21 protein-coding genes and 1 pseudogene are annotated in these 18,876 nt (G+C 51.0%); 17 read left to right on the top strand and 5 right to left on the bottom strand.

Annotated elements, in window-relative coordinates; genetic code table 11:
- Nucleotides 1–11: 11 nt before the first annotated feature.
- The 5 genes from IAE48_RS06835 to IAE48_RS06815 form a co-directional block, all read right to left on the bottom strand.
- Nucleotides 12–839: an ABC transporter ATP-binding protein gene (locus tag IAE48_RS06835; RefSeq protein ID WP_110223129.1), complete on the bottom strand. Its 828-nt coding sequence runs from the start codon at nt 837–839 to the stop codon at nt 12–14.
- Nucleotides 840–1,030: 191 nt separating this feature from the next.
- On the bottom strand, nt 1,031–2,068 hold the full coding sequence (locus IAE48_RS06830; RefSeq protein ID WP_117128451.1) for a WD40 repeat domain-containing protein: 1,038 nt from the start codon (nt 2,066–2,068) through the stop codon (nt 1,031–1,033).
- Nucleotides 2,056–3,405, bottom strand: coding sequence for a GTP-binding protein (locus IAE48_RS06825; protein ID WP_117128449.1), 1,350 nt, complete (start codon nt 3,403–3,405; stop codon nt 2,056–2,058). Before IAE48_RS06825 ends, IAE48_RS06830 begins: the two co-directional genes overlap by 13 nt.
- Before the next feature lie 256 nt (nt 3,406–3,661).
- On the bottom strand, nt 3,662–3,853 hold the full coding sequence (locus IAE48_RS06820; RefSeq protein WP_117128447.1) for an ABC transporter ATP-binding protein: 192 nt from the start codon (nt 3,851–3,853) through the stop codon (nt 3,662–3,664).
- 314 nt (nt 3,854–4,167) lie between these two features.
- Complete coding sequence (locus IAE48_RS06815) at nt 4,168–4,884, bottom strand: oligogalacturonate-specific porin KdgM family protein (RefSeq protein WP_110223125.1); 717 nt, start codon at nt 4,882–4,884, stop codon at nt 4,168–4,170.
- Nucleotides 4,885–5,660: 776 nt separating this feature from the next.
- Between IAE48_RS06815 and IAE48_RS06810 the strand changes: the two are divergent.
- From IAE48_RS06810 to IAE48_RS06730, 17 genes and pseudogenes are all read left to right on the top strand, one after another.
- Nucleotides 5,661–6,586 (top strand): annotated as a pseudogene (locus IAE48_RS06810) (hypothetical protein).
- Between the two features lie 143 nt (nt 6,587–6,729).
- The gene (locus tag IAE48_RS06805; protein WP_044173390.1) at nt 6,730–6,915 is read left to right on the top strand and encodes an AlpA family transcriptional regulator; all 186 of its coding nucleotides are present in this window, start codon (nt 6,730–6,732) and stop codon (nt 6,913–6,915) included.
- Between the two features lie 25 nt (nt 6,916–6,940).
- Nucleotides 6,941–7,528 carry a DUF2857 domain-containing protein gene (locus IAE48_RS06800; protein WP_181404180.1) on the top strand — a complete coding sequence of 196 codons (588 nt, stop codon included), beginning with the start codon at nt 6,941–6,943 and terminating at the stop codon, nt 7,526–7,528.
- Entirely contained in the window at nt 7,518–7,727 is a 210-nt protein-coding gene (locus IAE48_RS06795; RefSeq protein WP_200133889.1) for a TraR/DksA family transcriptional regulator, read from the top strand. The genes IAE48_RS06800 and IAE48_RS06795 overlap by 11 nt, the downstream gene beginning before the upstream one ends.
- Nucleotides 7,728–8,121: 394 nt before the next feature.
- Entirely contained in the window at nt 8,122–8,343 is a 222-nt protein-coding gene (locus IAE48_RS06790) for a hypothetical protein (RefSeq protein WP_058679858.1), read from the top strand.
- A gap of 72 nt (nt 8,344–8,415) precedes the next feature.
- Entirely contained in the window at nt 8,416–9,060 is a 645-nt protein-coding gene (locus IAE48_RS06785; RefSeq protein WP_200133888.1) for a lytic transglycosylase domain-containing protein, read from the top strand.
- Nucleotides 9,057–9,335, top strand: a complete 279-nt coding sequence (locus tag IAE48_RS06780; protein ID WP_058679852.1) for a TrbC/VirB2 family protein — start codon at nt 9,057–9,059, stop codon at nt 9,333–9,335. Before IAE48_RS06785 ends, IAE48_RS06780 begins: the two co-directional genes overlap by 4 nt.
- An 11-nt stretch (nt 9,336–9,346) precedes the next feature.
- Nucleotides 9,347–12,094 (top strand): VirB3 family type IV secretion system protein, encoded by a 2,748-nt coding sequence (locus tag IAE48_RS06775; protein WP_200133887.1) that lies wholly within the window; start codon nt 9,347–9,349, stop codon nt 12,092–12,094.
- 22 nt (nt 12,095–12,116) lie between these two features.
- Complete coding sequence (locus tag IAE48_RS06770; protein ID WP_200133886.1) at nt 12,117–12,845, top strand: type IV secretion system protein; 729 nt, start codon at nt 12,117–12,119, stop codon at nt 12,843–12,845.
- An 11-nt stretch (nt 12,846–12,856) separates the two neighbouring features.
- Nucleotides 12,857–13,132 carry an EexN family lipoprotein gene (locus IAE48_RS06765; protein ID WP_058679845.1) on the top strand — a complete coding sequence of 92 codons (276 nt, stop codon included), beginning with the start codon at nt 12,857–12,859 and terminating at the stop codon, nt 13,130–13,132.
- A gap of 71 nt (nt 13,133–13,203) precedes the next feature.
- Nucleotides 13,204–14,235, top strand: coding sequence for a type IV secretion system protein (locus tag IAE48_RS06760; RefSeq protein ID WP_061069979.1), 1,032 nt, complete (start codon nt 13,204–13,206; stop codon nt 14,233–14,235).
- Between the two features lie 90 nt (nt 14,236–14,325).
- On the top strand, nt 14,326–14,466 hold the full coding sequence (locus IAE48_RS06755; RefSeq protein ID WP_032454851.1) for a hypothetical protein: 141 nt from the start codon (nt 14,326–14,328) through the stop codon (nt 14,464–14,466).
- Nucleotides 14,459–15,142: a virB8 family protein gene (locus IAE48_RS06750; RefSeq protein WP_200133885.1), complete on the top strand. Its 684-nt coding sequence runs from the start codon at nt 14,459–14,461 to the stop codon at nt 15,140–15,142. Before IAE48_RS06755 ends, IAE48_RS06750 begins: the two co-directional genes overlap by 8 nt.
- Nucleotides 15,139–16,029, top strand: coding sequence for a P-type conjugative transfer protein VirB9 (gene virB9 / locus IAE48_RS06745; RefSeq protein ID WP_200133884.1), 891 nt, complete (start codon nt 15,139–15,141; stop codon nt 16,027–16,029). Before IAE48_RS06750 ends, virB9 begins: the two co-directional genes overlap by 4 nt.
- Nucleotides 16,026–17,333, top strand: coding sequence for a VirB10/TraB/TrbI family type IV secretion system protein (gene virB10 / locus IAE48_RS06740; RefSeq protein WP_032454848.1), 1,308 nt, complete (start codon nt 16,026–16,028; stop codon nt 17,331–17,333). The genes virB9 and virB10 overlap by 4 nt, the downstream gene beginning before the upstream one ends.
- Complete coding sequence (gene virB11 / locus IAE48_RS06735) at nt 17,323–18,342, top strand: P-type DNA transfer ATPase VirB11 (RefSeq protein WP_200133883.1); 1,020 nt, start codon at nt 17,323–17,325, stop codon at nt 18,340–18,342. The genes virB10 and virB11 overlap by 11 nt, the downstream gene beginning before the upstream one ends.
- Before the next feature lie 59 nt (nt 18,343–18,401).
- Complete coding sequence (locus tag IAE48_RS06730) at nt 18,402–18,704, top strand: TrbM/KikA/MpfK family conjugal transfer protein (RefSeq protein WP_058679832.1); 303 nt, start codon at nt 18,402–18,404, stop codon at nt 18,702–18,704.
- The last annotated feature ends 172 nt before the right edge of the window (nt 18,705–18,876 follow it).

The following is an 18,876-nucleotide window of genomic DNA, read 5'->3' as shown; positions in this document are numbered from 1 at the left end:
CAGAAAGTAATTTATGCATAATGCGGAACTTCAAAAATACGCAACGCCTTTCCTGTATGGGGATGCGGTACGGTAAAACTGGTCAAACCAAAGACGGGATAAAGGTATTCTGATACCAGTACCCTCTCCGGTGTGTCACAGATCACTGATTGTCCCTGCGACAAGAGGAGAACACGGTCAGCAAATGATTCTGTCAGTGTCAGATCGTGCAACACCGCCACGACGGTAATCCCCTTGGTTTTTACAAGGGAAAGCAGTTCCTCGCGCCCGGGAGGATCGAGATGATTGGTGGGTTCATCAAGCAATACCAGGTCGGGCGTCTGTGCCAGTACCCGTGCCAGCGCTGCCCGTTGTCTTTCGCCGCCGGAAAGCGATAAAAGTGACCGCCTGCGTAGCAGTTGTAATCCGGTTTCTTTAATGGCATTTGCTACAATCGCGTCATGTACATTACGCGGTACATCCCCGGCATGAGGGATACGCCCCAGCGCTACATAATCCTCAAGGGATAATCTCGTATCAGGTGTATCATTCTGGGCCAAAACAGCAACCAGCCTGGCCCGCTGTTGACGGGATAAAGCAGACATAGAGCGGCCCCGCAGAAGAATGTCACCGTTTAGATGGGTCAGTTCCTGACTAATTGCTCTCACGAGGGAAGTTTTACCGCTGCCGTTAGGCCCGATAATGGCCAGACATTCTCCTGCGTTGACCGCAAAATGGACGTCTGAAAGCAACGTCCCACCGCCCGGCCGCGACAGAGAATGGATATTAACGCTGAGAATACTTTCCAGCGTATCAAAATTATCTTTTTCTATCAGATTACTTACGGTATTGCGCTTCACGGTGTTCCTTCTTGATTTCTGTACTGGCAATCAGGACGCCGCCGACATCCTGTTCGCTCAAATCGTTCACGATTACGCACATCGAAGCTGCAGCTGGGGTGTCTGCCTTAACAAATTTTTAACCGCGTGGTTTTACCTGGACTAAGAAAACCATTCAGGATCGTTAGCAGTTCTCTCTTCATTTGCTTCTCTCAGTCGTGACCGGTCAGCCGCAGCAATTTGACTGTTCCATCCGCATAACCTGCGGTCAGATATTCCCCCTCCGGATGCCAGCACAGCGCGCTAACTGCTTCGTCATCAGCCAGAATCGCCAGTTCCTGCCGTGTTCCAGCATCATAAAGGAACAGGATGCCGTCCTCCGCACCGCTGGCAAGCCACTTACTGACGGGACTGAACGACAGCGCCGTAATTGTTCCCAGATGTACCGGCAGGTAATCAGGCTCAGTGCCTTCCGGCCCCTCGCCACTGCAATCCCAGATCAGCATTTCCTCCCCAGCACCAGTAGCAAACAACTGTCCATCATGGCTCCAACAGAGATGACGAACCTTTGAGTTATAACCACTCATCTGGCACGATTTTTCTACAGATTTCGCCCAAAGCAGCACGATACCTTCCTGGCTGCCTGCTGTTATCCACGCACCATCCGGACTGGTGGCTAGACTGAGTAATGATCCTTTCCAGGAATAATTTCGTATTGGCTCTGCTTTGCCGGGTTGCCAGTGGCTGACCTGACCGTAACACGACGTCACAATACTGCCGTCAGCCATCCATTCCAGCCCTGTCAGCGTGCTGTCCACAGGCTCAAAAGCCTGCTTAAGTAACCCCCGGTCATCCCACAGTTTGAGTTGCTTACCGGCAATGCTGGCAAGCATACCACCAGATGACCAGGCCAGTTTTTCCACCCAGCCCCGCCCCGCTTTCCAGCATGCGGAAGGTTCGCCGGTTACCGGCTCCCATATCACAATAGAATCATCCTGGCCCCCGCTGGCGAGTTTCTGCCCGTCCGGCGACCAGGCCAGCGCCGTCGTACCTAATTCATGTGCTGAATGCCGCCATAGCAGACGACCGTCATCCCCCGAGTAAAGCGCAACCTCGCCATCTGCACTGGCGCAAGCCAGTAATCGCCCAGACGGCGACCAGGCTAACAGGTTGATATAGTCATTAGCATTCGTCGCCCATAATGGAACCAGCTGCTGTCGAAATTCAGTACTATCTGTCACGCCAGACATGCCTGTACTCCCCGGATTAACATCTGGCGATCCAGATTGCGACCAATAAAGACGATCTCACTGCGTCTTGGCTCTCCGACTTTCCAGTCACGATCAACATTGACATCCATCAGCATATGAACCCCCTGAAAAACCACCCGCTGGTCTTTTCCTGCCAGGTTCAAGATGCCCTTGGAGCGGAAGATATCCTGTCCCCGCGATGACAATAGCAATCGTAACCAGTTGTTCAATTTATATTCCGATAACGCACCGTCCACGGTAATACCTACGGACGTCACTTCCTCGTCATGGCTGTGTGCTGCGCTGAAGGCGCGGGATATGACAGGCTTTTGCGCCACATTATTGCAGTACAGCGCCAGCTCAAACTCTTCGGGCAGATGCTCGGTTACCAGTGCATAATTTCCCTCTTCGGGGATCGCTATTCTGAGCGTCTGTGCTCCGGTTTCAGGGACCAGGAGCGATACAACCCGAGGTGAAGGAACCAGTTCAACATCCACTTCCCCCCGCAAACTGTCACGGGAAAATGCGTTATCAGCCTGCGCGATAAGCTGCATAAAGGTGTGTTCGTTGCTTTCAGGTACGGCAGTAAACAAAACATCGATGGACGGATCAGGCCCGGTGGTGTAATGCAGTTCGGTTACGCCCGCCGATAAATTCCAAATGCCTGCCCACTCAAACGGATATTCAGGTTCCAGAAACTGTGGGCGTTCCTGTAAGACGCGCTGTAAATCAAACCCACCGACATCCAGCACCGTAGGTATATCAACTTCCGCATTCACGGTGCGTTGGATCCGCGCCAGAGCGTTCATGCTGCGCAGGCGAACCTCCAGTTCGTCCAGTTCAGCGGGCGAGACAAGATCGGCCTTATTCATCAGGAGAACATCGGCAAAAGCGATTTGTTCGCAAAGTTCACTGCTGTCGTCCAGATGCAAACCGGCATGTTTGGCATCCACCACTGTGATGATACCGTCAAGACGAAGTGCAGAACTAACTTCATCATCAACGAAGAAAGTCTGTGAAACCGGCCCGGGATTGGCCATCCCGGTGGTTTCGATCAGAATACGATCAAACTTATCGCGGCGGCGCATCAGACGACTCAGGATACGAATCAAATCGCCCCGCACCGTGCAGCAGATGCAGCCATTATTCATCTCAAAGACTTCTTCATCTGCATTGATGACCAATGCATCATCTATACCGATTTCACCGAATTCGTTCTCAATAACCGCCACCCGCAGGCCGTGCTGCTGGCTGAGAATATTGTTCAGTAGTGTGGTTTTGCCTGATCCCAGAAACCCGGTCAGAACGGTAACGGGAATACGATTATCTGTATTCATGCTAAGCCTTCTTTTCATTCCGCCCATACTTGATATGTTATAACATAACAATAGGTGGTTAAGCTAATCTGTATTTTGATTCGGGGAAAATCATGGCAATAAATCTATTCTTTCAGCTTTACCTGCCAGTCCCGGATGGTTCATCACTTTGGGTTAATTAGCCCGCTTAACCGGGAATAAACCATCAGCATGACCAGCAACAGTTTTTGTAAACAGGTTAACTATCGGACTACTGGGTAGACAATAATTGTTCATGTCAAAGCTGTCTGAGCTCATCGAAAACCGCATCAACAAGTTCATGATCGTGACTTATCATCAGCACGCCACCGCCTTGATTAACAGATTGTTTTACCACATCCATCAACGTTGCCGTTGTCGCAGGATTCAGCATGGAGGACATTTCATCCAGAATCATAAAGTCAGGCTTCGTTGCCAGTGTCCTTGCCATTGCCGCCCTCTGAAGTTGTCTGCCATTCGCCTGACCAGGATACCCGGTAGAGTCCCTGTAAATATGGAACTCGCCACTTCGTCCGCGGTGCAGCACCGGATCGTACTGGCCAGGCTCGTAGCTCTCCGGGATGACAACGGTATCAGTGCCAGCCTAAGCAGAAGTCTCAGTTGAAAATACGAAAGGAGTAAAAATCAATGTACTGGCAATCACACTAGATAAGTACAGCGGTGCAAAGTAATCAGATACTTTCATTAATTTTTCCCTGCTAAAATTCTTCGATATTGCAGTTTTTGAAGGAGTGGAAACCATTATCAGAAACTGTAGGTTACCCCGACGCGATAACGCGTCTGACGCTCGTCCGTATATTTACTGCCCGGGACGTTAGCCACGGCCACATAGGGTTTCCAGTTTTTATCTATCGCGTAAGAAACTTTAATATCGTGGGTCCACTGATAATCTTTATTGTCTGCAACCGGCGAATAATACTCAGAATTGGTTTTATGGTATTCCAGTTCATATTCCATCCCCCAGTTTCCCGGCAGACGATAACTGACAACGGAGGTTACTGTAACCCCCTTTTCCTGTGTATCCTTCTCTGTATTGATATTGCCACTATAACGCTTGTAAAACGGACGCAAGCGTAATGACCAGTTAAGATCATCGGTAAAATATACGTAGCTTTTTACGTACGGTCTGTAATTTGTATAACTGCTGTCAACCGCCAGATTGATACCGCCCTCTAGAGCAAATAATTTATTCAGGCGATATAAATAACTGGGGACCACTTCATAGCCATCACTGACGTTTTCATGGTAAACTTTATTGCTCTCAGCGTCAGAATCTCCCGTTTTCCATTTTACTTCCGAAGACAATCCGAAACCATTACTGAATCTGTGCGAAATAAGCAAACGATCCTTTTGCGAATTTTCAGCTGTATCCTTGACTTCATGTCTATAATCTATACTGACTGCTAAAGCATTGGCACTTAATAACGATGCGATTGTAAAGGCAACTACTTTTATATCCATAATAAACCCCAGTTTTCAGTATTGGAAAAATCCAGTAATAGTAAAAAGAAAAATCAATAACTAGTTTGGGGTTTTGCTTGTATCCAACACAATGTCATTCAGTGTTAAAATTTCTGGCTCATTGCTAAAAATCAGTTTCAATGGCTTTGTGCAGGTACAACAAACTGATAACAAGGTGATCCACAGTAAACAAGCACACGGACATATGTAATCCCTTCTCAGATCAAACCAATCTTTCTTGATGAACCGCATACGCCAGACAAACACTTGAAATCCCCTAAACAGCTGCTATAAATGATATGTTATAACATAACATTTTTTAATGTAAACACAAATTTTCTTACATAACTTACATATTCAGATAGGGCTTTCAGGGTAGACATACTGCTCTGCAGGAAGGTGACCATGTATTTTCACTATAAATTTCAATAAATTAAATCATAAACTGCCACCCCAGCGCGGTTTCAGGTGTTTCTGTTATACAGGGTAAAGAACCATTCTCATTTTATAGCGATGTCAGGCTAAAGCAGCGAGTGAAGAAACTGTTAACTATTGAAATTTTATTCAAGTATCGATCTTCGGTTCTAAACAGAAAGATTTGCCGCACTCTCGTTTTTAAAATTTCGTTATCTACATAAAAATATATAAATAAACCACACACTCATATTAACAATAAATATCGCAACGAAAAAAATACATATTAACGCTGACATTTCACCAGACATTATATCTGACAACACCATCAAAATATGGTGCTTCGTGAAAGGAGATGTATCATGTCAAAAAACGAAAAAATCGTTACTATTCGAGAAAGCTCACAGGAATGGTTTACTGTAAGGGAAGCTGTAATGGTAGCCAAACGTAAAGCAAACGTTCATATTACAGAGAGTGATATTTATCGATATGCATTAAATAGCAGAATTTATCTATCCATCTACTTTCAATCATTAATAGTATTACGTCGTGCAAAAAAAAAGATCGAAAATTAAGGTTAAGGCCAATTGAAAATTCACTCATAAAACAACTTTGCATGCTTGAAAGCAATAGTTTTACAAGCGGCAGAAATTTAATTTTAAGCACCAATGGAAAATATTTCCTTCCCTCTCAAAGGGTTATCGATACTGATTTATCTAGTTATGAATATGTTCTAGTGCAACGATTGCTTGCTTTAGCATTGGGTATTCCATTACCTGTTAAAGGTGCGAATGATGAAAATTATGGAATAACTCTTATCTTCGGAGGAGAAACATTTCAACTCTTTGAAAAGACGAATTGGGCATCAAGAATACAGCATCAACTTGAACGATTACCTCCAGCAAATGCTCTTGATATTACTGAAAAAATAAAAAATAGCAAAATACAGATCAATAATCGCACTGGGTATTTCCCTTTACATAGTTTACCTGCAGATGCCTGCTTTGTTATCCGGCATTCTGAACTGGAAAAACTCATCGAAATATATTGCGGAAATAAGGAAAAATCTTTAACGTCCACCCGAATTTCGACACCATTATCTCGTCTTTTCTGGCTCGCCTGCAAACATAATCAGGCGATCAGCCCACTAATCCGGCAACCCTACAAACTTCTATCCATTTTTGAGCAGTGGGCTTCGGATGACGGTATCACTGATCGTCTAAGTGGCGATACGTTGAAAAATGCGCTGGAGCGGGGTTCCCCTTCTTCCGCATCCTTGCCTCACTAACTGGATATTTATCCGTCCCAATACATAACCCGTATTAAGGGGTTACCTGCCCTTAATACGGGTTCATTAGCTTTTTCTCCATCTTTCGCCGTGTTTTTTTATCTACGGGCATACCCGGTTTATTTCCATTACAGGAGAAAACAATGAAAGCACATCAGTTGTTGCGTCTGAAACAGGTTGAAGAAAAAACGGGTCTTAAACGTTCTCAGATTTACCTGTATATGAAAAATGGCGATTTTCCTCGCTCCATCAAAATTGGCCCTGCCAGCGTGGCGTGGCTGGAATCTGAAATTGATGAATGGATCAACCTTAAATTAACCAACCGCTGAAAATATTTAAGGGAGGTACAGAATTATGATCCCGACATTGAATTATGACGTATTAACCGACGTCCTTCATGCTCTGAAAGAAGGCAATATTCGTTACTGCGAGTCCCTCGGATTCACTTTCGACGAAATGAATGCTCTTAATGAGTTATCACTCGATGAACTGTTTGCTGTCAGCCGGGCGGCGGCTCCCTTTGTTTCGGTCAGTGTCCGCCATGATGTTCTGCATCATTTGCTGGCGCAGGCCCGACAGGAATACCGACAACAGCAGCAGATTAACCGGGCTATCCGTCTGGGCGGTTCTATTGCGTTGCTCAACCACTACTTTGGCCTGACGTCTAATGACGTCTGCCTTCGCCGACGGTTGCTGGGTGTCAGCGTGCCAAATGGACGTACACCTGAGCCGGATGAAGAGACGGATGCCAAGATCTGGCGGCAATGGCAGCAATGCCGGGTGGGCAACCTCGAATCGCCTGACGCACTGATTGCCATGATGCAGGTAACGGAAGCCCTGAAGCCTAAGGTCGAAGGGCTATCACTCACCATGGTCTGGAAACGTATCGCACTGTGCGAACAGGACGCTGCCGCTGACAGGAGGACGCCACATGCCGGATGAGATTGACCGCGATCAGGAGTTTAATGAACAGCGACTGGATGAGATGATTGAGCAGAATCGATTTAAACCAGGGCCTGGGCCATCATTATTCCACTGTCGTTTATGTGGTAAAACCATTCCAGAAAAGCGACGGCAAGCACTGCCGGGTGTAACCACCTGTACCGAATGTCAGGAAAAACTTGAACGTAGTAGCCGCTGACAGGATAAAAAGGACGTGTAGAGATGTTATATCTCTGCACGTCTTTATTATTCACGGTGAATGTTAATACCACTCTCACGTGTTTTTTAAATCCTCATTACTCTCACTGCATCTTAAATACTCCGCTATTTTTCTCTCTTCTTTTTGTTTTGAGTTTCTCATTTATATCCCTCGCCAGATATTCGATTCTGAAAACGCCATTACAACATGGTTGCCCTGATGGACGTTAATTCGTCCGGATCGGGTATTGCTCTTTAACAACATGGATCGGGCTGTCACGTAACCACAATTCAGGGTGCCGCTGAATGTTCTCGCTGACCCGTTAAAACCGGAATGCAGAACCGGAATGTGATTCGTTTATTTCATCCATTGCTGTTTTATGAAAGGAATTTCCATGAGAAAACCCGTTTATCACGTCTTTGTTACCCAGGAAAGCCAGCCCGATGCTCAGGGCGAAAAAAACACGTATTGGACAAAAGTTGGCGCGGCCTTCGCACATAACGGCAAGCCCGGCCTGAATATCGTTTTGATACCCGGTATTGCCGTCTCCGGCAGGCTGGTGCTGCTCGAACCGAGAGAAGAAAGTGACATTTCACAGGATGCCTCTGCCGCTTAATCCATTTTCTCTTCTTCTCCCCCGGCGGCGTACTTTTCTGTAAGCCGCCGGTCTCTCTGTTACGAGGCCAGCATGCTTTCCACCACTGCCTTTCTGGCACTGGCGGTGCAGTGCGCCGCCAGTATTCACCCGTCCACGGCGCTTGATGTGGCACGGGTCGAATCCGGTTTCCACCCTTACGCCATTGCTGAAATCCTGCCAGACAGCCGGGGCGTGATTTCACATTTCCCCTCGAGCCTGCCGGAGGCGATCCGCCTCACCAGACAGCTGGCTGCACAGGGCCGACGCTATTCGGTCGGCCTGATGCAAATCACCAGCATCAATTTCCGCCATTACGGCGTCACGGCCAGCGACCTGCTTAACCCTTGCATCAATCTGTCGGTATTTGAGCGCATTCTCGCCGACTGTTACCGGCGCGGCGGAACACTGAAACGGGCGCTCAGTTGTTACTACTCCGGCAACTTTGAAACCGGCCAGCGGCCGGAATCCGCCTTTAACCAGACCAGCTACGTGCAGCGCATTGGCTATGTCGTCCCGTCCACGCGGAAAGACCGGCAGCGTGCCCCTAACCGGAACGCACAGCCGTCTGTCCGTTATCCCGCCGTTGTGTTGCGCGGCGAGCCTGCCGGTGCCACTGCGCCGATCCTGACTTCCCTGCATTATCCCGGTTCCGTCATTCGCGGCGCTATCCCTGTTATCCCTGATGAGGAGAAATGATCATGCGTAAACGCCGTTACTCCGCTGTTGCTTCCGCGCTGCTGTCTTCCCCGGTGCTGGCGGCGGACAGTGGTTTTAACAAGGCCAATGAAACACTGAGCAATACCTCGACCGGCCTGCTGGGACTGGCCGCCGTCACCATCACGCTGGCGACCATGTGGGTGGGCTACAAGGTGCTGTTCGACGGCAAGAGCCTGCACGACATGCGTAACGTCATCATCGGCGCGATCCTGATTGTCGGTGCATCCGGCTTCGGTGCCTACTGGGCGTCATAAGGGAGGCAACGATGGCTACGCTGAATAAAGCGCTTACACGGCCTGCCGCCATTATGGGTATTCCTCTGGTGCCGTTCGTTCTCGTCAGCGGGGCCATCGTCCTGCTGGCGGTCTATGTCAGCTATTACCTGGCGGTTCTGCTCATTCCTGCCTGGGCGGAAATGAAAAATAAAACCCGAAAGGACATTCATTATTTCAGTCTGCTCTGGCTGGCGTTTAAAACCCGTGGACGGCTTTTCACCAACACCCATTTTGGCGCGAATGCCCTGCTGGCAAACCAGTACGGTAACGTTGATATCTCGGAGTTTATTCAGAAAATGAAATTAAGCGAGCGTATTACGCTGGATAAATATATTCCGTATTCCTCCCATATTCACCCCTACGTCATCAGAAATCGTCACCGTGATTTGGTTGCCACCTGGGAGCTGGGCGGCACAGTCTTTGAATGTGAAGACGAACATCACCTGACCCTGATGGCTACGCACCTGAATAACGTTATTCGTTCGTATGAGGGTCTGCCGGTAACATTCTATATTCACCGGCTTCGTGAAAAATACCATGATTCTTTAGAAGCCTGTTCGGGTATTCCCTTTTCCGATGACGTGACCCGGCGGTATTACCAGCCGGTAAAAGAAAAACCGTTCTGGCGGCACCGGCTGTTTTTCACCGTCTGCTACGCGCCGTTCTCTCAGATTGAGAAGAAAACCATGAAAGCGCAGTCGCACGGTAAACGCCAGTCAGCACTGGATGACGCGCTCAAAATCATGCTGGAATACCGCGAAGCACTGGAATCTTCATTATCCCGCTATATGGCAACGCCGCTGGGGATATATGAAGAAAACGGGCGGGTGTATTCCTCACAACTGGCGTTCTTCCATCGTCTGCTTACCGGTCAGTGGCAGAAAGTGGCCGTAACGCGCTCACCATTTTATGAAACGCTCAGTACGCCAGACGTCTTTTTCACCACCGACACCGGTGAATGCCAGACGGTCAGCGGTTCCCGCTTCTTCCGCAGCCTGGAGATTAAGGATTATTCCCCGGAAACCCATACTGGTATGCTGGATGCGCTGCTGTACGCCGAAAGCGAGTATGTTCTGACGCAGTCCTTTACCTGCATGGCACGGGATGAGACGCAGAATCATATCCGGCTGGCGGAAAAACGGCTTAACTCCACTGACGACGACGCGACTTCCCAGCGCGAAGAGCTGATTGTCCTGCGCGACCTGCTCCAGTCCGGACATGTGTCGTGCGGTAAATTCCACTTTTCCCTGCTGGTCTCCTCAGACAGTGCCCTCCAGGTGGTAAAAGACACTAATGCGCTGGCCCAGCCCTTCGCCGATCTTGGTATTATGACGACGCTCTCCACCCTGTCACTGCCCGCCGCATATCTGGCGCAACTGCCGGGCGTCTATACGTTGCGACCCCGGCTGGTGGCCGTCAGCAGCCAGAATTTCGCTGATATGGCCTGCCCGCATAACTTCCATGCCCACAAGCGCAGCGGTAATCCGTGGGGGGAAGCCATCGCCATCCTCACATCTCCCGGCGGTGGCGGGTATTACCTGAACCTGCACGACAGCCAGGCCGGACGGGATGACACCGGTGAGAAAACGCCGGGGAATACGGCGATTATCGGGAAAACCGGTTCCGGAAAAACCCTGCTGATGACCGTCATGCAACAACTGATGCAGAAGTACCGTAACCCGGCGTCGTTTGCGCCTTCTGCCACCCTCAAACGGCTGACCACGGTGTATTTCGATAAGGACCGGGCAGCGGAGATGGCGATCCGCCAGGCGGGCGGACGTTATTTCCGCATCCGTACCGGCGAGCCCACCGGATTCAACCCGTTTGCGCTGGAGCCAACCCGCCGGAACATCAGTTTCATCAAACGGCTGGTGCGCATGCTGTGCCGCCGCAACGGTAAGCCGCTCGATCCGCGCGATGAGGAGCGGATCAGTGCCGCCGTGGACACCGTCATGCTGGACTATCCGCCGGAGTACCGCCGGTTTGGGATCACCCGGCTGCTGGAAGTGCTGCCGGAGCCGCCGACCACAGACGCCCGCGCCAACGGGCTGCGTATTCGCCTGAAACAGTGGGCGCAGGGGGGCGAGTTCGGCTGGGTGTTTGATAACGAGGCTGATACTTTCACCATCAGCGATGTCGATAACGTTGGTATCGACGGCACCGAATTTCTGGATGATGACGATATTCGCGGCCCCGTGACCTTTTACCTGCTGTACCGTGTGACCAGCCTGCTGGACGGTCGCCGCCTGGTGATGTTTATGGATGAGTTCTGGCGCTGGCTGGCCGATGTCGAATTTTCCCGATTCTCGCTCAATATGCTGAAAGTCATCCGCAAGCTGAACGGTATCTTCATCCCGGCAACACAGTCACCGGATGAAATCGTCAAACACCCCATCGCCCCGGCGATTATTGAGCAGTGCGGTACCCAGATTTTCCTCGCCAATCCGAAAGCCAGCTATACAGATTACGTGGAGAAAATGAAAGTGCCGGACAGCGTTTATGAGACGGTCAGGAACCTGGATCCGGGCGAGCATTATATGGTCATCCTGAAAACACCGCTGCGGGCCGGAGAAACCCGCCCGTTTGTGGCAATGGCGAAAATGGATCTGTCCGGACTGGGTAAACTCACCCGACTTCTCAGCGCCAGTGAGGACAACCTGAAAATATTCGATGCCATTTATCAGGACGGTATGCGACCTGATAAATGGAAAGACGCTTTCCTTGAGCGGGCAATCTGAAAGCCAACCGGAGATAATATCAATGCGTACCCGGGATCATCTTCTGGCATTATCGTTATTTTTCTCGACGCAGGCGTGCAGCGCCGGAATACCGGTTTTCGACGCCGTGCAGAATACCGAATCCATTAACCAGTGGATGCAGAAACTACAGCAATGGGAGGATACAGTTACCCATTATAAAAGTGAACTTGATGCATATAAGAAGCAACTGGCTACCGCAACCGGCGTGCGGGATATTCAGGGTTTTCTCAGTGATGCCAGAAGCCTGAAAACCGATATTGATAATCTCCGTAAGAACGGTATTTCACTGCATGATCTGCTGACCACGCAGAACAGTTCATATTCTGCTGAACTGCAAAACCTTTACAATAAATACAAATCGTTCAGCGTATGCAGCGAGCAACAGGAAGGAATAAAGTCTCAGGCCCTGGCCGACAGTTGTAAACAGATGATCCTCAATCAGGCAATGGCGATTGAGAATACCACTGACGTTGAAAACAGGATTAACAGCACACTCAGCGACATATCAGACTTATCTGACCGTATATCAAATGCGCAGGACTCGAAAGAGTCTCAGGATCTGGCTAACGCCATCGCGGCGAAAAGCGTACAGTTAAATGCGCTGACGAATCAGTGGGAGATGTCTGTCAGACAGGCTGAACAGCGAACAACATTGCTGGAACAGCAAAGACAGAAAGCCTTTGAACAGCAGCAACTAACGGCACCTGTTGCTGACCTTAATAATTTATAAGGAGGTTATCCATGCTCAGATCCTTATTCACCTTATGCGCACTCTCAGGCGTGATATTACTGTCCGGCTGCAAGGAAACCAAATCCGAAGCCTGGTATAAGCAGCATCCTGACGAAACTTATGTGGTTTATACGCAATGCCTGAAGGATGGTGAGGCAAGCGATAACTGCGAATTTGCCCACCGGGCAGCACTTATGTTTGCACAGGAAGGCCAGCCCGGGGTTAAGGAGAAATTCGAGGCGATATTTCAGCAGGAAGCTGAAAAACGAAATGCAGTGACACAGTAATTTCTCCTCCAGCAAAACAGGGAATCCTCCCTGTTTTCTATATCCTTTCTTTATATATCAGGTGAGGCACCATGTCCGGTGGTATTTTTGTTGGTATGGACAAAAACATCATGGATGGACTGAATGCCGTACTGGAAGGTCAGTCTTCCACTTACGGCACGATGATCAGCGTCATCATCGTCAGCTCTTTTACCCTGTTTATACTGTTTCGCGGTTATCAGACGCTGGCTGGCAAACTCCGGACCCCGGTTGAAGATGTCGCCTGGGATGTGGGCCGCATGTTGCTGATCACCACCTTTGCGTTAAACCTTGATGGCTGGCTGGATATGGCGGTAGCGGCTATCCAGGGACTCAAAGACGGTATCAGCGGCGATGATAACGTCTGGGCGCTGCTCGATACCGTCTGGGAAAAGGCACAGGCGCTGGGGCAAAAGTTATTTAATATGGACACCTCAACTTACGTCAAACTGAATGGTGGCCTTGCCGAAGTCCTGGTATGGGGCGGCTCTATTGTCCTGCTGATGGCAGCCACCTTTGTCAATCTGCTCGCCGAAATCACCATCCTGTTAATGACGACCACCGCGCCGCTCTTTATTTTCTGCCTGCTGTACGGTTTTCTTAAGCCGATGTTTGATAACTGGCTGAGAACAATTTTCGCGGCAATATTAACGATCATGTTTTCTGCTTTATCCATCCGTATCGCCATTAATTACCTGCATAAGATACTGGATGCTGCAACAAAAACATCCGCTGAAACCAATATGGTAACACTGGCGGCGCAGTGCCTGCTGGCCGGGATTGCAGCGGGTGTGGTGGTCTGGTTCTCCGCGAAGCTCGCGAGCGCACTCAGCGGGGCCGCCGTACAGGCAGTGCTGCAGGGTGCCGCCATGAGTGGCCTGAGCGGACTGGCGAACAAATCCGCCGACCTCGCCGGGCCGGGGGTAAAGGGCGGAGCCCGCCTGGCTGCGAAAGGCGGCATGGCCGCCGCCGCGGCGGCCGGCAGGCTCGCCGGCGCAGGCGCGGGTAAAACCGTGAGCGCCTGGCAGAAACGCGCCGCCGCCATCGAAAGCATGAAACGCCTGAACCGGCAGCGTTACCGTTAATCCTCCCGACCGTTAATTTCCTTTTCCCCGTCACGCCGTGGCCAGCGCCACCGGTGCGGCATTTCTGCATCCATACGATAAGGGGCTTCCATGAAATTCAGCATCATCCTTCTGATGCTGTGCGCGCTGACGGGCTGCGCACGGCATCAGGGCGACCTTCCGCCGGTATCCGGCGAACCCGAGCCGGTGAATTCCCCCACCATCATTCAGGAGCTGACTCACCATGCCTGATATTCAGAACATTCTTAATGCTTCCCGCTCTTTTGAATCCATCCAGTTGGAAAAGGAAGAGCGTTCCCGAAAAACCGCCTGGCGGGTGGCCGCTGCCGGACTGATTCTGGCCGCAATGGCGATTGCGGCCATTATTATTCTGCTGCCACTGAAAACCACCGACACTGAATTATGGTCAGTGGATAAACAGACCGGGCGCTATGAATATATGACCCGCGTGAAGGAACGGGATATTTCGTCTGAAAAGGCACTGGCGCATTCACTGGCAGCACACTATGTCAGACTCCGCGAGGGATATAATTATTTCTCCCTCCAGCGTGATTATGACGACGTGCAGTTATTTAACAGCGACAGCGTGAACCGGGACTATCTGGACGGGTTTAACGGCGACCAGGCACCGGACGTGATTTTTAACAAGGCGGAATATGTCGTTTATATCGACATTATTTCCAATGTGCATGCGCCTGCCACCGGGCCGGATAATCTGGCAACACTGCGTATCAAGCGCACAATTCGTCGTATTGCTGATAATTCTATGAAAACGGATGTGTGGAATATCCGTCTCACTTACCGCTACGTCCCGCACCGGCAACTGACCGACAGCCAGCGCGAAGTCAACCCGCTGGGCTTTATCGTCACCAGCTACCAGCGCGATAAAGAGCTGAGGGGGGAATGATGCTGAAACATACCCTGCTCCTCTCTGGCTTACTGGCGTCATGCGTGGCATGGAGCGCAGCGACACCGCGCGGCAGCGCGTATGACAGCCGGATGCAGAACGTCACATACAACAGCCAGAACGCCACGGTCGTCAGTACCCGCCCCGGTTACGTCACCATGCTGATGTTTGACGACGATGAAACCGTTATTGATGCGCAGGCGGGTTTTCCCAGAGGCTGGACCGTGACGAAAAGCGATAACCGGGTGGGCGTCAGCCCGAACCCGATTACCCAGCCGGTCACGGATGCCAGCGGCAACAACGTCAACCAGGTGTTTCTGCCGACGGCAAAAGACTGGAAAACCAATCTGTTCGTGGTGACCTCGAAGCGCGATTACAGCCTGGAGCTGAACGTGCTGGACCGCGACTCGCCCGCTCAGGCCTTTGTTATCCGCTACCGCTATCCCGACGAACTGCGAAAAAAGACTGCCGCCGCCAGCGCCGCCCGTCAGCAACATCAGCAGGAAGCACTGGACCGGCAGCGGATAGCGGCGGCATTCGGGCAGGCCACCACGCCGCGCAACTGGCGCTATACAAAACGGGTGGCAGCAGGCTCAGCCTTCATCGCCCCGGACTTTACCTGGGATGACGGTCGTTTCGCGTATATCGGTTTTTCCCCCACGAAGACCCTGCCTTCCGTTTTCCGGGTGGTTAACGGCCAGGAGCAGGCGGTCACGCCCGGAACGGTTAAACGGGGCAGTTACACCGTGGTGGTGGTTCCGGCATCGACGCAGCTGGTTCTGCGTTACGGCACCTCGGTGGTGGGGGTCGAAAACGACGGATCCGGGCGTATCCCGCTGACCAACAGTGACACTGTTTCACCCTCCGTTACGCTGGAGGCAAAATGACCGACAAATCTTTCCCGGACGAACCGAAAAAAACCACCGCAGAACGGGAAGCAGAAGCCCGCGAACGCGCCCGCGCGGCAATGGCATATCAGGAGCCGGAGCAGAAAACGCCGCCCGGCCAGCCGGAAGTGACCCGTTTCCGTAAGACGTCCGGTCACCGTACACTGATAGTCAGCCTGCTGAGTCTGGTCCTGGTCATCGCGCTGGCATCCGGTGGCGATCGTCTTCTCAGCGCCCTGAAAAGGGGTGATGAGAAAGAATCTGACACCGCACCGCCGCCCTCCTCCGGGGCGGTGCAGCAGGAGCGTAAGAATCTGGGCATGGACAGTAACCCGTTTGGCCTGTTCGGGCCAGGGAGGCAGGAAAGCGCAGGCCCTGCCAGTCAGAGCGCCCCGGCCACACCAGCTCTGCCGCCCGGGCCGCCCGCCCTGAACAAGGCGGCAGCACTGGCAAACGGGCTGAACAGCGGCAGCACAGGGTCAGGCGACGATACACGCACGTTCCGAAGCGGATCGCGCAGCAACGCGGGAACGTCGGGCAGCCCGTCTGCCTCCACGGCGTACACATCCTGTCAGTCTGTACTGGTCAGTGGCGAAAATGGACGTCTGCGCTGCCCGGATACGACAGCACCGGGAGACAGCAATAACAACGGCAATCCAGGCGTTGCCCGTGTCACTGGTGTCAGGCGGCTGGGCCTCGATCCTGATCTCTATATCCCCGTGGATCGTTATATTCCGTGTTCGATGATGCGGCGCTTCGTATCCGATGTTGGCGGTCATATCTCCTGCCTGATCGGTGAGAATGTCTGGAGCGCCAGTAACCATGTGAAGCTGATCCCGGCAGGAACGGTCGCCCGTGGCGTCTACCGCACCGGCGCACTGCAACATGGGCGCAGCCGGATGTTTGTGCTGTGGACGGAGCTGCGCACGCCGGAGCCCGGCAGCCTGCAAATCCCGCTCACCGATACGCAGGCCACCGGCCCGCTCGGTGAGGCGGGGATCGCGGGCTGGATCGACAGCCATTTCTGGGAGCGTTTCGGCAACGCCCTGATGCTCAGTACCGTGCAGGACGTGGCGGCAGCGGCATCAGATGCCGCGCCGGGTAAAGACCGCAATACTGACTATACCGAAAACACCCGCGCCGCCACGGCGGAAATGGCGAAAACGACACTGGAAAACAGCATCAGTATCCCGCCCACGATGTACCTGAACCAGGGCGATGTGATCGGCATCATGACCGGCACGGATATTGATTTTTCCTCTGTTTATCAACTACGGCTGAAAAAGAAATGGTATGAGCGCTGAAAACCTGTCACTGGATTTTATGAAAAACCGTCTGTTTGGTGATTTTCTTGCTCAGGATGGCCTGACAGAAATTGCGGTTAACCGACCGGGTGAGCTGCATACAAAAATTCGGGGAAAATGGCAAAAACAGGCATCCCCCATCACGTTGCGTCAGTGTCATGCTTTTGCCAGAGCGCTGGCGTCCTGGCATGACGATAATATTGACGATACATCACCCATCCTTTCTGCAACATTAGGATCCGGCGAACGTGTTCAGGCGATTATTCCCCCGGCCTGCGAACGTAATACGGTGTCCATTACGCTGCGCAAACCCTCGTTTGAGCAGAAAACACATCAGTCATGGATTGATGCGGGATTTTATCAGCGCGTGGCCGGTCAGGAAAAAACGGAAAGCCAGGATAATGCACTGGTCCGGTTATATCACAGCGGGAATATTCCCCGCTTTATGGAAAAGGCGGTGGAATACGGCAAAACGATTTTTATTGTGGGTGAAACCGGCTCCGGCAAAACCACCTATATGAAAACGCTGCTGCATTATATTCCGCTGCATCTCCGGCTGGTAACGATTGAGGATAATCCCGAAATCCGTTTTTATCACCATGCCAATTATGTGCATCTTTTTTACCCGGCGGATGCCGGGGATAACGCTATTGTCACACCTGGCAGACTGATCCGGGCTAATTATCGTATGAACCCTGACCGGATATTACTGGCGGAAATTCGTGGGCAGGAAGCGTGGGACGCGCTGAAAATTGTCGGCTCCGGGCATGAGGGGTTAATCACCTCCCTGCATGCGGGCAGCCCGGAAGAATGTATTGAAGGGATCATTGACCGCTGCTATGAAAACTCTGACTGCCGGAACATTCCTTTTGATGTGTTGTTACGCAAGGTACTTAAAAGCATTGATGTCATCGTCAGTATTGATATACACGGCGATGTTCGCCGGATGCATGATATTTACTTTAAGGCAGTTCATTTAAATAGCATGAAAGAGACATTCAGAAAATAAATCCGGTAAATAACATTATCAAAATACGTAACCTTTCATTAATCATAACGGTAACTGAAATGAAAAAAGCAATATCCTCCGTATTATTGTTCTGCGTTATTGCGTCATGTTCAACAACTGTACTGGCTGCTGATGCCTGCGAAGTGGTGTTATGTATGTACGGTAAAGCAACCGGAAATGGCGGCGGCAGTAAATGTCATTCCGCTGAACGTGCATTCTTTAATATCGTGAAAAAGAATAAACACGGCTTTCTTCCTGACCATACGGCCGATGCCAGACAATTATTTTTAAGTGAATGTGATTTGGCAGACCCGGCGGTTATCGGTCAAATCATCAGTAAATATGGCCGCGTTCGTGGTTAATACTGGCGAGACGGAACAGAGCATGACGGTTTTCAGGTTTTTACGGCTTCTGTTTTTTGCGGATTAAGGAGCGAAGAAACAGGGGCCGTAAAAATGAGGCAGCGGACAGAAATATTTTCGCGGGTTAAGGAGCGAAAATAATTCAGGCACCGCGCCTCACCTGCAAACAGCC

Source organism: Kosakonia sp. S57, from assembly GCF_016516575.1.
Classification (GTDB): Bacteria; Pseudomonadota; Gammaproteobacteria; order Enterobacterales; family Enterobacteriaceae; genus Kosakonia; species Kosakonia cowanii.
The sequence above is the reverse complement of the archived record's forward strand: the minus strand, read 5'-3'. Positions and strand labels throughout refer to the sequence as shown.